Consider the following 14,280-nt stretch of genomic DNA (forward strand, 5'->3'; position numbering starts at 1 on the left):
TCTTAATCAGCGGCGTTTTTCGTACAGTTTGGCTTCACCCGGTGGCCGGCTCTTGAAGCGGCGATGGGTCCACAGGTATTGCTCGGGGCATTCACGTACCGAAGCTTCGACCCACTGGTTGATACGCAGGCAGTCAACTTCGTCGCTTTCACCGGGGAAATCGGTCAACGGCGGGTGGATCACCAGGCGGTAGCCGCTGCCATCAGCCAAGCGCTCCTGGGTGAACGGCACCACCAGCGCCTTGCCCAGGCGGGCGAACTTGCTGGTGGCGGTCACGGTCGCCGCCTGGATGCCGAACAGCGGCACGAAGATACTTTGCTTGGCGCCGTAGTCCTGGTCCGGTGCGTACCAGATGGCGCGGCCGGCGCGCAGCAGCTTGAGCATGCCACGCACGTCTTCACGCTCCACGGCCAGGGAATCGAGGTTGTGACGCTCGCGGCCACGGCGCTGGACAAAGTCGAACAGCGGGTTGCCGTGCTCGCGGTACATGCCATCAATGGTGTGCTTCTGCCCCAGCAGCGCTGCGCCGATTTCCAGGGTGGTGAAGTGCAGCGCCATGAGGATCACGCCCTTGCCGTCCAATTGAGCCTGCTTGAGGTGTTCCAGGCCTTCGACGTGGGCCAGGCGCGCCAGGCGCTGACGTGACCACCACCAGCTCATGGCCATTTCAAAGAACGCGATGCCGGTGGAGGCAAAGTTTTCCTTGAGCAACCGTTTACGCTCTTTGGCGGATTTTTCCGGAAAGCACAGTTCCAGGTTGCGCGCGGCGATGCGGCGACGTTCGCCGGCCACGCGGTACATGCCGGCACCCAGCAGGCGACCAATGGTCAGCAGGGCGCGGTACGGCAGTTGGGTAACCAGCCACAGCAGGCCGAGCCCCAGCCATAACAGCCAAAAACGCGGGTGAAAAAATACAGCTCGAAAACGCGGGCGATCCATTACAGATTCCGGTAAAGACAAGGGCCGCGCATTCTACAACGGTTCGACTCGGCTTGCGGCGGGTGAGTGTTCTCGTTATAAGTCTCGACACTTTTCGTGACAAGCCGCTTTTGCCGACCATGAGCCAAACCGAACCGCTAGACCAAGATCCCGTGTTCCAGCTGAAAGGCAGCATGCTCGCCATCACCGTGCTGGAACTTGCCCGCAACGACCTCGATGCCCTGGACCGCCAGCTCGCCGCCAAGGTCGCCCTGGCGCCGAATTTCTTCAACAACGCCCCGCTGGTGCTGGCCTTGGACAAACTGCCCGCCGGCCAAGGGGTGATCGACTTGCCTGGGCTGATGCGCGTGTGCCGCTCCCATGGCCTGCGTACCCTGGCCATCCGCGCCAGTCGAATTGAAGACATTGCCGCCGCCATCGCCATTGAACTGCCAGTACTGCCACCGTCCGGCGCGCGTGAGCGACCGCTTGAACCATTGGTCGGTGAAGAGAAGAAAAAACCGGAAAAACCACCCGAGCCGACGATCAAGCCGACAAAGATCATCACCTCGCCCGTACGTGGTGGGCAGCAGATTTATGCCCAGGGTGGCGACCTTGTCGTGATCTCCTCGGTCAGCCCGGGGGCGGAACTTCTTGCCGATGGCAACATCCATGTATACGGCCCGATGCGCGGACGTGCCCTCGCCGGCATCAAGGGTGATACCAAGGCCCGTATTTTTTGCCAGCAGTTGACCGCTGAGCTAGTGTCCATCGCGGGCCAGTACAAGGTTTCAGAAGATTTGCGTCGCGACCCGCTGTGGGGGGCTTCGGTGCAGGTCAACCTGTCGGGCGATGTGTTGAACATCATCCGTCTTTAACGGATACTGCCGCATTTTCCAAGCATCTCTAGACTCTGATAGCACAGCGAAACCGGCAAGACTTGCGTAGGAATAATTGAAAGTGGCGTTTTTCCTCGGGAAACCCCATCTTTTTCCTACAAAGACTGTCCGCCTGCAGCGAGTTTCAAGAGATGTTTTTCAGGGACTCAAAAGTCCTTTTTCCTTAGGGGTGAAACACCTTGGCCAAGATTCTCGTGGTTACATCCGGCAAGGGTGGTGTGGGTAAGACCACCACCAGCGCCGCTATCGGTACCGGTCTCGCTCTGCGCGGCCACAAGACAGTTATCGTCGACTTCGACGTCGGCTTGCGTAACCTCGACCTGATCATGGGCTGCGAACGCCGCGTGGTGTATGACTTCGTCAACGTGGTCAACGGTGAAGCCAACCTGCAACAGGCCCTGATCAAGGACAAGCGCCTTGAGAACCTGTACGTATTGGCCGCCAGCCAGACCCGTGACAAAGACGCGCTGACCAAAGAAGGCGTAGGCAAAGTCCTGGCTGAGCTGAAGGAAACCTTCGAATACGTAGTCTGCGACTCCCCGGCCGGTATCGAAACCGGTGCTCACCTGGCGATGTACTTCGCCGATGAAGCCATCGTGGTGACCAACCCGGAAGTCTCCTCGGTACGTGACTCGGACCGCATGCTCGGCCTGCTGGCCAGCAAGTCCCAGCGCGCCGAGAAAGGCGAAGACCCGATCAAGGAGCACCTGCTGCTCACCCGCTACAACCCTGAGCGCGTCAGCAACGGCGAAATGCTGGGCGTTGAAGACGTGAAGGACATCCTCGCCGTGACCCTGCTGGGTGTGATCCCGGAATCCCAGGCCGTCCTGAAGGCTTCCAACCAAGGCGTTCCAGTCATTCTTGACGACCAGAGCGACGCCGGCCAGGCGTACAGCGATGCGGTTGATCGCTTGCTGGGCAAGACCGTGGAACATCGCTTCCTCGATGTTAAGAAGAAGGGATTCTTCGAGCGTATCTTTGGAGGCAACTAAACAATGAAATTTCTCGACTTCTTTCGCGCCAACAAAAAGCCAAGTACCGCGTCGGTAGCGAAAGAGCGTCTACAGATCATCGTGGCGCACGAACGCGGCCAACGCAGCACGCCGGACTACCTGCCAGCCTTGCAGAAGGAACTGGTCGAGGTGATCCGCAAATACGTCAATATCGGCAACGATGACGTGCATGTCGCCCTGGAAAATGACGGCAGCTGCTCGATTCTGGAACTCAATATCACCCTGCCTGATCGTTGATCGAACAGGCGGCCGCCACGGCGGCTCGTTCACCCTGATCCCTTTTTGCGGACCGGGTGGGCGAGCCGCCGTTGGCGTTTGTTACGAGGCTGTTTAATGCCGCTGTCCAACATTCATATCCTCTATCAGGACGCTGCCGTCCTGGTGGTGAACAAGCCCACCCTGCTGCTCTCGGTGCCTGGCCGCGCCGACGACAACAAGGACTGCCTGATCACCCGCCTGCAGGAGAACGGCTACCCCGAAGCCCGCATCGTCCATCGCCTGGACTGGGAAACCTCGGGCATCATCCTGCTGGCGCGGGACGCCGATACACACCGCGAACTGTCTCGCCAGTTTCACGACCGAGAAACCGAAAAGGCCTACACCGCCTTGGCCTGGGGCCAGCCGGAACTGGACAGCGGCAGCATCGACCTGCCTCTGCGCTACGACCCGCCCACCAAGCCACGCCACGTGGTCGACCATGAGTTCGGCAAGCATGCACTGACCTTCTGGAAGGTGCTGGAACGCTGTGGTGACTGGTGCCGCGTCGAGCTGACGCCGATCACCGGGCGCTCGCACCAGCTGCGCGTGCACATGCTGTCCATCGGTCATCCGCTGTTGGGTGATGGCCTGTATGCCCATGAACAGGCCCTGGCTGCGTGGCCGCGCCTGTGCCTGCATGCGAGCATGCTGAGCTTCACTCACCCGCAAAGCGGCGAGCGCCTGCGCTTCGAGTGCCCAGCGCCATTTTAAAGCGGTTGTGGGAGGGGGCTTTCCCCCTCCCACATTTGTTCTGTGCACTTCTCACCCTCGAACGGTAAACTCCGCGCATTGCTGTCTGGAGCTATTTATGCGCGAAGCGTTGAATCAAGGCCTGATCGACTTCCTCAAGGCCTCCCCTACTCCTTTTCATGCCACTGCTGCCCTGGCCCAGCGCCTGGAAGCGGCCGGCTATCAGCGTCTCGACGAGCGCGAGACCTGGACCACCGAGGCCAACGGGCGCTATTACGTGACCCGTAACGACTCCTCGATCATCGCCTTCAAGCTCGGCCGCCACTCGCCGCTGCAAGGCGGTATCCGCCTGGTCGGCGCCCACACCGACAGCCCGTGCCTGCGCGTCAAGCCGCAGCCGGAGCTGCAGCGCCAGGGTTTCTGGCAGTTGGGCGTGGAAGTCTACGGCGGCGCGCTGCTGGCACCGTGGTTCGACCGCGACCTGTCCCTGGCCGGCCGCGTGACGTTCCGCCGCGACGGCAAGGTCGAGAGCCAACTGATCGACTTCAAATTGCCCATCGCCATCATCCCCAACCTGGCCATTCACCTGAACCGTGAAGCCAACCAGGGCTGGGCGATCAATGCCCAGACCGAGCTGCCGCCGATCCTCGCGCAGTTTGCCGGTGATGAGCGCGTGGACTTCCGCGCCGTGCTCACCGATCAACTGGCGCGTGAGCATGGGCTGAACGCCGACGTGGTGCTCGACTATGAGTTGAGCTTCTACGACACCCAAAGCGCTGCGGTCATCGGCCTGAACGGCGACTTCATCGCCGGCGCGCGCCTGGATAACCTGCTGTCGTGCTATGCCGGCCTACAAGCTTTGCTCACCAGCGAGACCGATGAAACCTGCGTGCTGGTCTGCAACGACCACGAAGAGGTGGGCTCCTGCTCAGCCTGCGGTGCCGATGGCCCGATGCTTGAACAGACCCTGCGCCGTCTGCTGCCGGAAGGTGATGAGTTCGTACGTACCATTCAGAAATCCCTGTTGGTGTCTGCGGACAACGCCCACGGCGTGCACCCGAACTACGCCGAGAAGCACGACGCCAACCACGGTCCCAAGCTCAACGCCGGCCCGGTGATCAAGGTCAACAGCAACCAGCGCTACGCCACCAACAGCGAAACCGCCGGGTTCTTCCGCCACCTGTGCATGGCCCAGGAAGTACCGGTGCAGAGCTTCGTGGTGCGCAGCGACATGGGCTGCGGTTCGACCATCGGCCCGATCACCGCCAGCCACCTGGGCGTGCGCACCGTGGACATCGGCCTGCCGACATTTGCCATGCACTCCATTCGCGAGCTGTGCGGCAGCCATGACTTGGCGCATTTGGTGAAAGTGCTGGGCGCGTTCTACGCGAGCCACGACTTGCCCTGATAATGTGGGCTGACTCGGTCAAAAATGTGGGAGGGGGCTTGCCCCCGATGGCGGCGGATCAGTGACTCTATTTGTAGTCTGACCCTCTGCAATCGGGGGCAAGCCCCCTCCCACATTAGATCTGCGTACACCTGACCTGCATCACCTGCACTTTCTGCAATCCGACCTAGACTTGTCAGTATTCCCACTCCGACAAGGCCGTCGCACCATGATCTCCATGTCCTCCTTCCACGCCATGCTTATCCCGATTCTGATCGGCATGATCCTGTTGGCTGTAGGCTTCAACTTTCGTGACAAGCCTGTCGGCGTGTTCGGCATGTGGGTCGGCATGCTGCTGATCCTGGGCACCGTGGTGTACAAGATCCTCGCCAAACTGGCCGAATGACGATTGCACTCGTACACTCGCTCAACCCGTCGTTTTCAAGGTTGACCGCCTCGTGCTTTCCCGTCTGTTTGCCCTGCCCTGCTATTGCCTGATTGCCCTGCTCACCCTGCTGCCGCTCACGCCTGCCCAAGCCGTGGGCCTGCCCGGCCTATTGGGTAACAACAGCAAAACCCAGCCCCAGGCCGACGTGCCGCTGGGGCAGTCGTTGGACGAGGTGATCAAGACCCTGGAAAACGACCAGCAGCGCACTCAGTTGCTGAGCGACCTGAAAAAGCTGCGCGCCGCCACGCAAAAAGCCCAGCCCGCCGCCGAGCAAGGCGTACTGGGGCTCATCGGCAGTACGCTGTCGGGCTTTGAGCAGCAGTTCTCCGGCGAAGACAGCCCGGTGGGGCGTTGGTCCAACGAAGTCGACCTGGCCAAGGAAGAACTCAGTGCGCTGATGCTGCCGGCCAACGAATGGCTGCCGATCATTTTCGGGTTTGCCCTGATCCTGGCGGTGTGGAGCCTGCTCGCCGCCGCGCTGATCTGGCTCAGCCACCGCGTCCGCGAACGCTTCGGCCTGCCCGAAGAATTGCCGCAACACCCACGTACCTGGGACATGGTGCGCTTCGCGCTGCGCAAGCTCGGCCCATGGCTGATCGCCCTGGTGATCACGGTCTACCTGAGCTACGCCCTGCCCTCGTCCCTGGGCAAATCCCTGGCGATGGTCTTGGCCTACGCGCTGGTGGTCGGTACCTGCTTCTCTGCCATCTGCGTGATTGCCTTTTCGGTGCTCGACGGCCCGCATCGCCATCGCGCGCTGTACATCCTGCGTCACCAAGCGTTCCGCCCCCTGTGGTGGATCGGCAGCTTTGCCGCCTTCGGTGAGGCCTTGAGCGACCCGCGCCTCGTCCTGGCTCTGGGCCAGCACCTGTCACACACCGCCGCGACGATCGCCAATGTGATGGCAGCGCTGTCGACCGGTGTGTTTATCCTGCGTTTCCGCCGGCCCATCGCCCACCTGATCCGCAACCAGCCGCTGTCCCGTCGCCTGACCCGCAGGGCCCTCAGCGACACCATCGAAATCATCGGCTCCTTCTGGTACATCCCCGCATTGCTGCTGGTGGGCATTTCGCTGTTCGCCACCTTTGTCTCTGCCGGCGATACCAGCACCGCCTTGCGCCAGTCGCTGTTGTGCACCGTGTTGCTGGTGCTGTGCATGGTCATCAACGGCCTGGTCCGCCGTCACGCCCTTAAGCCGCAACGTGGGCACAAGCGCCACGCGCTGTACTCCGAGCGCCTGAAAAGCTTCGTCTACACCCTGGCCCACCTGGTGGTGTGGCTGGTGTTTATCGAATTGGGCCTGCGGGTGTGGGGCCTGTCGCTGATTCGCTTTACCGAAGGCGATGGCCACGAAATCAGCGTCAAGCTGTTCGGCCTGGGCGGCACCTTGCTGTTCGCCTGGCTGATCTGGATCCTCAGCGACACGGCGATCCACCACGCCCTCACCCGCTCGCGCAAAGGCCTGGCCAACGCACGAGCGCAGACCATGATGCCGTTGATCCGCAACGTGCTGTTCGTGACCATCTTTATCATCGCCGCGATTGTCGCCCTGGCGAACATGGGCATGAACGTCACGCCACTGTTGGCGGGTGCCGGTGTGATCGGCCTGGCCATTGGTTTCGGCGCGCAGTCGCTGGTGGCGGACTTGATCACCGGCCTGTTCATCATCATCGAAGACTCCCTGGCCATCGATGACTACGTGGATGTGGGCGGCCACCTGGGGACGGTAGAAGGCTTGACCATCCGCACCGTACGCCTGCGCGACATCGACGGCATCGTGCACACCATCCCGTTCAGCGAAATCAAGAGCATCAAGAACTACTCGCGGGAGTTCGGCTACGCGATCTTCCGGGTGGCGATCCCCTACAACATGGAAATTGACGATGCCATCAAGCTGATGCGCGATGTCGGTCAGAAAATGCGCAACGACCCGCTGCAACGCCGCAATATCTGGTCGCCGCTGGAGATACAGGGGGTCGAAAGTTTCGAGTCGGGCAGCGCGATCCTGCGCGCACGGTTCAAGACCGCGCCGATCAAGCAATGGGAAGTGTCGCGGGCGTTCAACCTGTCGCTCAAGCGTCATCTGGACGAAGCCGGGCTGGACCTGGCCACGCCGCGCTTGAGTGTGCAGGTGGTGACCGCCGGCACGGTGCAGGAGAAAGATCAACAACAATAAACTCAGGAGAGGTCCTTATGCGTTTAACCGGTCTGACACACACGTGGGTTTTCGGCGCGCTGTGCGGCGTTGCCAGCAGTGCCGTGATTGCCGCCAGCAGCGGCCAGGACAGTGCCCGGGAGGAAATCGCCGCCCAGGCAAAAGCGCTTGAACCGGCGTTGCTGGAAACCCGACGCGACCTTCACGCCCACCCTGAACTGGGCAACACTGAAACCCGTACGGCCGAGTTGGTCGCCAAACAACTGCGCGACCTCGGCCTTGAGGTCAAGACCGGCGTAGCCCGCACCGGTGTGGTCGCCGTGCTGAAAGGCGCCCTGCCCGGCCCGACCGTGGCCCTGCGTGCCGACATGGATGCGCTACCGGTGAAGGAAGTCGCCGACCTGCCCTTCGCCTCCAACGCCAAGGGCACCTACCTGGGCAAGGAAGTCGACGTGATGCACGCCTGCGGGCACGACGCCCATGTCGCCATCCTGCTGAGCACGGCGAAGATCCTGACCGGCATGCGCGAGCGCCTGCCCGGCACCGTGGTGTTCTACTTCCAACCGGCCGAGGAAGGCCCGAGTGATTTCATTCCCGACGGCAAAAATACCTGGGGCGCCAAAATGATGGTGCAGGAAGGCGTGATGAAAGCGCCCAAGCCGGACGCGGTATTCGGCCTGCATGTGTGGGCCGGTGTGCCCGCCGGCCAGATTGCCTACCGCCCGGGACCGACCCTGGCCAGCTCGGATGATTTGCGTATCAAGATCCTCGGCAAACAGACCCACGCCGGTCGCCCTTGGGACGGCATCGACCCGATCACCGTGGGTGCGCAGACCATCGTTGGCTTGCAGACCGTGGTCAGCCGCCGCACCGACATTTCCTCGTTCCCCTCGGTGGTGAGCATTGGCACCATCAACGGTGGCACGCGCTACAACATCATCCCTGAGTCGGTGGACATGACCGGCACCATTCGCTCCTATGACTACGGCATCCGTCAGAAGCTGCACGCGGACGTACGGCAGACCGTGGAAAAAATCGCCGAAAGCGGTGGCGCCAAGGCCGAAGTCACCATCATCGAGAAGTACGACCCCACCATCAACAACCCGGCATTGACCGAGAAAATGCTGCCGAGCCTGCGCTGGGCGGCCAAGGATGACGTGGTGCAGGGCCCACTGGTGGGCGGCGCGGAAGACTTCTCGTTTTATGCCAAGGAGGCGCCGGGGCTGTTTGTGTTCCTGGGGGTGACACCGAGGGATCAGGACATGAGCAAGGCAGCGCCGAACCACAATCCGGGGTTCTTTGTGGATGAGTCGGCGTTGGTGGTGGGCGTGCGGACGCTGGCGTCGTTGGCGACGGATTACCTCTACACCCAGTAACCGCCGAAATGCGTTCTTGCGGTTAACAGGGTCATTGTAGTGAGCGAGCTTGCTCGCGCTGGAGTGCGAAGCGCTCCCGGCTTCTTTGGGGCTGCTGCGCAGCCCAGCGCGGGACAAGCCCGCTCACCACAGTAAGCGCACCCTCTTCAACCCAGCGCGGCGCCGTCCATCTTCTGGCGCAGGCTCAACGGACGCATATCGGTCCAGACCTCTTCGATGTACGCCAGGCACTCTTTCTTCATGCCGCTCTTGCCCACGGTGCGCCAGCCTTCCGGCACAGCCTTATAGTCGGGCCAGATGGAATACTGTTCTTCATGGTTGACCACTACCTGAAACAGGATGTCGTCGCGGTCAAATACTGAGGTCATTGCTGTTCTCCATCGCTGAAAGGCTGGCTGCGCAACGCGCGCAGCACTGATACCTGTAGAAACGTACCACGTTGCAAAAAAATTAGAGGCTCGCAACCGCCGCCGCCAACGCACGTCCGAAGATATCCGCCACGCGGTCCACTTCGGTGGCGGTGATCACCAACGGCGGCAAGAAACGCACGACGCTGCCATGACGGCCGCCCAGTTCCAGGATCAGCCCGCGCTTGAGGCATTCGCGCTGCACCAGCGGCGCCAATTGGCGATGCACGGGCGGGTGGCCCTGGATGTCTGGCGGGCCATTGGGGTCTACCAGTTCCACGCCGAGCATCAGCCCACGGCCGCGAATATCCCCCAGGTGCGGGAAGTCGCGCTGCAGGATGCGCAGGTGTTCACCCAGGCGCTCGCCCATGGCCGCCGCGTGGCCGGCCAGGTCGTGGTCCTTGAGGTAGCGCATCACCGCCGAACCCGCCGCCATCGCCATCTGGTTGCCACGGAAGGTCCCAGCGTGTGCGCCCGGCAGCCAAGTGTCGAGCCAGTCGCGGTACACCACCACCGCCAACGGCAGGCTGCCGCCGATGGCCTTGGACATCACCACCACATCCGGGATGATGCCGGCGTGTTCGAAGGCAAACATCTTGCCGGTGCGACCGAAACCGCTCTGGATCTCATCGACGATCAACGCCACACCTGCCTGTTCGGTGATGCGGCGCAGACCGCGCAGCCAGTCCAGGTCAGCCGGAATCACACCGCCCTCGCCCTGCACCACTTCGACAATCACCGCCGCCGGCAGCAAAACGCCAGCCTCTGGGTCATTCAGCAGGTTTTCCAGGTAGTGCAGGTTGACGCGCACCCCTTCCGCGCCGCCCAAGCCGAACGGGCAACGGTAGTCGTAGGGGTACGGCAAGAATTGCACGCCATTGCTGAGCAACGCGCCCAAGGGTTTCTTCGGCCCCAGGCTGCCCATCAGGCTCAAGGCGCCTTGGCTCATGCCGTGGTAACCGCCCTGGAAGGACAACACTGTGCTACGCCCGGTGGCAGTGCGCACCAGCTTCAACGCGGCTTCCACCGCATCGGTGCCGGTGGGGCCACAGAACTGGATTTTCGCTTCGCGCGCCAACGCTGGCGGCAACAGGCCGAACAAGTCCTGCACGAACTGATCCTTGACCGGCGTAGTCAGGTCCAGCGTATGCAACGGCAGTTCATCGGCCAGCACTTGCTGGATCGCCTCGATCACCACCGGGTGGTTATGCCCCAACGCGAGGGTGCCGGCGCCGGCCAGGCAGTCGATGAAACTGCGGCCCTCCACGTCTTCCACGTAAATACCCTTGGCGCGCTTGAGCGCCAAGGGAATGCGCCGAGGGTAGCTGCGGGCGTTGGACTCCTGCTGGCGCTGACGGGCGAGCAGCGGGTTTTCGTCGAACTGGTAGAGCGTTTCATGCACCTGGGCGTCTTCGATACGGCTGGTAGCGACTGACATTTCTCGATCCCTCAATACGCTGATGATGGTGACCAAACTGCCGATCCGCTGGCGTCTGGCCCAAGGGGGCATGCGCACGGATTTCCTGTTCTGGAAACGCACCAGCAGGGGAGGGATTTAGTCACCACCGATCTTTAACTGATGGATGAGGAGCCAAGTATGGGAATGGGCCTGCTCGCTCCCACATTTGACCGAGATCAGCAGCAAGAACCCGGTCGGCTCTAAGGCCGCCGCGCTTTGGCTTTTGAACCCGCTGTAAGAGCGGAACCCATAGCAGCCGTTACCCAAATAACGGATATGTACCCTGTCTGATCCAACATCCAGGTCAGCTGTTAGGCCGCTTTCGCGAGCAAGCCCACACATTTGAACCGCGCCAAGCTTCATAACCCAAGGTATTTTTCATTCAGCGCATACAAAATCGCGCAAGTCTCCGCATCCAGGAACCCACAATAATCCCGCGGCCGAAAGTGCATCTGAAACGCCCGCGTCCTCTGCTCGAATGCCTGCCGATTCTTTGCCGGCGCATACCCATAACGCTGAAACGCCCGCTCCACCTCGACCTCGGGCGGTAACCCAAGGCAAAACCGTCGCTGGTACATGGCCCGCGTCGCCTCATCAAACCAGGCCCCGACCCCCACCTCATGCAAACACTGCCACGGCAGCCGAGGCCCCGGATCGCTCTTGCGCCCGTACGCCACGTCCGAGTGCCCGAGGATGTCGGTGGGGCCGATCTGCGGGTAACGCCCAAGAACGTCGCGAACCAGCGCAATCAACACCTCGATTTGTTCCTCCCCGTAGGCCGGAAACGTAAACGCCCCGCCGTCATCCCGCGCCAGGTTGACGATCTCGATGCCAATCGAGCGGCTATTGAGGTTATCGCGGCCCGCCCAATGGCTCACACCGGCATGCCAGGCACGCTTGCCTTCCTCCACCAGGCGAAAGACACGCAACTCTTCATAGCCAGCAGCCCGGTAACTGGGCTCATCAGGGTCGGGCAGCAAGTAGTGCGCACTGACCCCATCCTGAGTCAGGGTGCGCAGGGAGGAGCCAAAAGGTGCGGCGGTGTAATGCAGGATCACCTGCCGCACCGGCTCGCCGTTACGGTCGTTAAAGCCTTTGGCTGGGAAACTGGTATCGATGACCAACATAAGAACCGTCCTTTTCAATACAGGCCGAGTCGTTCAGCCCGTTCAAGCGCAAAAAAATTACCGCCATCCTGAAGATTTGAACCCCAGGAGGGCGGTAACTATTTGGCACGTGAGAGAAAAGTGATCAGCGCCGCAGCGGCATGCCCAAATCGACGCGCAGGCCGTCGGGCTGGCTGTCGAACTTCAAGGAGCAAGAACAGCGCTGCACAATCGCTTGCACGATCGCCAGGCCCAGGCCGCAGCCTTCGCTGTTGCCATTGCGCCAGAAGCGTTGGGTCAGGTATTGCAGGTCCTCGGTGGAGATCTGCTTGCCGTGGTCACGCACGCGGAACACCACGTTATCGGCAGAGGTGAACACACTGAGCTCCACCCGGGTGTCCGCCGGTGTGTGGCGCAAAGCGTTGTCCAACAGGTTGCGCAAGGCGGCGACCGCCAGGCCCACCGGCATTTCCACCGGGGCGCCGGAAAGGTTATCCGGCAGAATCAGGTCAATGCGCGAGTTGTCGCCGGCGTTCGCATCCTGAATGGCCAACCGCGCCACTTCCTCGGCACTCGACTGCAACCCATCGTCGAAGGACAGGCTGCCTTCCACCCGTGCCAGTAACAGCAATTGCTCAAGGGTCCGGTGCAGGCGGTCGGCGCCCTCCTCGGCATGGGCCAGGGACTGGTCGCGAGCCGCGCCTTCGGTCATGCGCGCCACTTGCAGGTGGGTCTTGATCGCCGTCAGCGGGCTGCGCAGTTCGTGGGCAGCGTCGCCGGTCAGGCGGCGTTCGCGTTCGATGGTCTTGGCGATGCGTTGCAACAGTTGGTTCTGGGTGTCGAGCAGCGGCTTGAGTTCGCTGGGCAACGGGTGGATCTGCAGCGGCTCCAGGGAGTCGGCACTGCGGCGCATCAAGGCGTCACGCATGCGATTGAGCGGCAGCAGGCTCTGGCCGATACCCAGCCACAGCAGGCACAGGCAGCCCAGCATCGCCACGCCCACCGGCACCGACGCCGCCAGCAGGATCGACAGGTTCAGCGCCTCACGTTCCACTTGGCGGTCGGCGGTGGTGATCAACAGATCGCCACGGGACAAGGTAAAACTGCGCCAGCCCACGCCATCGATGACCTGGTCCCGGAAACCGCTCTTGCGCGACTCCAGCCCCTCCTCCGGAGTGGTATGGCTGCGCGCCAGGACTTCGCCACGCAAGGAGCTGACCTGACAGGCCATGCCGCCGGGTACGTGCAGCTGTTCGGCGCTGAAATGCGCACCGCCGCTCACACTGGCCAGCCCCGGCATCTGCTCGGTCAGGCCTGCCACCATGCGCGCCGACGCCACCAGGCGCTGGTCGAGGGAGAACATCATCTGGTTGCGCAGATCGTTGAGCATCCACGCCGCCGCCAGGGCCCAGATCAACACAAAAGCGGCGCCCAGCTTGAACGTCAGGCGCAGGCGCAGGCTTTTCACGATGCGTCCTCGCCCCCGTCAGCCGGGCCCAGGCGGTACCCGAGGCCGCGCACGGTCTCGACGATGCCATTGCCCAATTTGCGCCGCAGGTGGTGGATATGCACGTTGAGGGCGTTGCTTTCCAATTCGTCGTTGAAGCCGTAGACGCTGTCCTTGAGCTGCTCGCTGGACAGCACCCGACCTTTGTTGTGCAGCAGGGCTTGCAGCAGCGCCTGTTCGCGGCGCGACAGGTCCACCGGCTGGCCGCCCAGGAACGTTTCGCGGCTGCTGGGGTTGTAGGCCAGGCGGCCATGCTCGATCAGGTTGACGCTGCGCCCCGCCACCCGACGCAACAGGGTTTGCAGGCGCGCGGCGAGTTCACGCAGGTCGAAGGGCTTGAGCAGGTAGTCGTCGGCGCCGGCCTGCAGGCCGTCGACGCGGTTGGTCACCGAGTCCCGTGCGGTCAGGATCAGCACCGGGATTTCCAGGCCCTGGCTGCGCTGCTGCTGCAACAGCTTGAGGCCGTCTTCATCCGGCAGGCCGAGGTCAAGCACCATGATGTCGAAGGTGGCCGCCTTGAGCATCGCGCGTGCAGCGCCCGCCGTGGCCACGCGCTCGACGGTAAAACCCTGGGCGGTGAGGCCGGCCACAATGCCGCTGGCGATCAGTTCGTCGTCTTCACAGACCAGTACGTGCATGGTGAACCCTTCATGAAAG

General features: G+C 62.2%; 14 protein-coding genes. 8 read left to right on the plus strand and 6 right to left on the minus strand.

Annotated elements, in window-relative coordinates:
• Positions 1–6: 6 nt before the first annotated feature.
• Entirely contained in the window at positions 7–939 is a 933-nt protein-coding gene (locus tag ACI512_RS26185; RefSeq protein ID WP_015885131.1) for a lipid A biosynthesis lauroyl acyltransferase, read from the minus strand.
• A 119-nt stretch (positions 940–1,058) separates the two neighbouring features.
• Here ACI512_RS26185 and minC point away from each other — a divergent pair, with 119 nt between their 5' ends.
• From minC to ACI512_RS26225, 8 genes are all read left to right on the plus strand, one after another.
• A complete protein-coding gene (gene minC / locus ACI512_RS26190) occupies positions 1,059–1,796 on the plus strand; it encodes a septum site-determining protein MinC (protein WP_015885132.1) in 738 nt (245 codons plus the stop codon).
• Positions 1,797–1,996: 200 nt separating this feature from the next.
• Complete coding sequence (minD, locus tag ACI512_RS26195) at positions 1,997–2,809, plus strand: septum site-determining protein MinD (protein ID WP_017737535.1); 813 nt, start codon at positions 1,997–1,999, stop codon at positions 2,807–2,809.
• Positions 2,810–2,812: 3 nt separating this feature from the next.
• On the plus strand, positions 2,813–3,067 hold the full coding sequence (minE, locus tag ACI512_RS26200; RefSeq protein WP_003175252.1) for a cell division topological specificity factor MinE: 255 nt from the start codon (positions 2,813–2,815) through the stop codon (positions 3,065–3,067).
• 96 nt (positions 3,068–3,163) lie between these two features.
• Positions 3,164–3,799 carry an RluA family pseudouridine synthase gene (locus ACI512_RS26205; protein ID WP_015885133.1) on the plus strand — a complete coding sequence of 212 codons (636 nt, stop codon included), beginning with the start codon at positions 3,164–3,166 and terminating at the stop codon, positions 3,797–3,799.
• Between the two features lie 97 nt (positions 3,800–3,896).
• Positions 3,897–5,186 carry a M18 family aminopeptidase gene (locus ACI512_RS26210; protein WP_046036055.1) on the plus strand — a complete coding sequence of 430 codons (1,290 nt, stop codon included), beginning with the start codon at positions 3,897–3,899 and terminating at the stop codon, positions 5,184–5,186.
• A 208-nt stretch (positions 5,187–5,394) separates the two neighbouring features.
• Complete coding sequence (locus tag ACI512_RS26215) at positions 5,395–5,571, plus strand: hypothetical protein (RefSeq protein WP_015885135.1); 177 nt, start codon at positions 5,395–5,397, stop codon at positions 5,569–5,571.
• A 52-nt stretch (positions 5,572–5,623) separates the two neighbouring features.
• Complete coding sequence (locus ACI512_RS26220) at positions 5,624–7,789, plus strand: mechanosensitive ion channel family protein (RefSeq protein ID WP_015885136.1); 2,166 nt, start codon at positions 5,624–5,626, stop codon at positions 7,787–7,789.
• 17 nt (positions 7,790–7,806) lie between these two features.
• Positions 7,807–9,144: an amidohydrolase gene (locus ACI512_RS26225; protein ID WP_236378854.1), complete on the plus strand. Its 1,338-nt coding sequence runs from the start codon at positions 7,807–7,809 to the stop codon at positions 9,142–9,144.
• 146 nt (positions 9,145–9,290) lie between these two features.
• On the opposite strand, the gene ACI512_RS26230 is transcribed toward ACI512_RS26225, so the two are convergent.
• The 5 genes from ACI512_RS26230 to ACI512_RS26250 form a co-directional block, all read right to left on the minus strand.
• Positions 9,291–9,512: an MbtH family protein gene (locus tag ACI512_RS26230; protein WP_015885138.1), complete on the minus strand. Its 222-nt coding sequence runs from the start codon at positions 9,510–9,512 to the stop codon at positions 9,291–9,293.
• Between the two features lie 82 nt (positions 9,513–9,594).
• Positions 9,595–10,989 carry an aspartate aminotransferase family protein gene (locus ACI512_RS26235; RefSeq protein WP_015885139.1) on the minus strand — a complete coding sequence of 465 codons (1,395 nt, stop codon included), beginning with the start codon at positions 10,987–10,989 and terminating at the stop codon, positions 9,595–9,597.
• Between the two features lie 380 nt (positions 10,990–11,369).
• A complete protein-coding gene (locus ACI512_RS26240) occupies positions 11,370–12,137 on the minus strand; it encodes an N-acetylmuramoyl-L-alanine amidase (protein WP_236378856.1) in 768 nt (255 codons plus the stop codon).
• 124 nt (positions 12,138–12,261) lie between these two features.
• On the minus strand, positions 12,262–13,584 hold the full coding sequence (locus ACI512_RS26245) for an ATP-binding protein (RefSeq protein WP_015885141.1): 1,323 nt from the start codon (positions 13,582–13,584) through the stop codon (positions 12,262–12,264).
• Positions 13,581–14,261, minus strand: coding sequence for a response regulator (locus ACI512_RS26250; protein ID WP_015885142.1), 681 nt, complete (start codon positions 14,259–14,261; stop codon positions 13,581–13,583). Before ACI512_RS26250 ends, ACI512_RS26245 begins: the two co-directional genes overlap by 4 nt.
• Between the last annotated feature and the right edge of the window lie 19 nt (positions 14,262–14,280).

This window comes from Pseudomonas petroselini (assembly GCF_045037875.1).
GTDB classification, from domain to species: domain Bacteria; phylum Pseudomonadota; class Gammaproteobacteria; order Pseudomonadales; family Pseudomonadaceae; genus Aquipseudomonas; species Aquipseudomonas petroselini.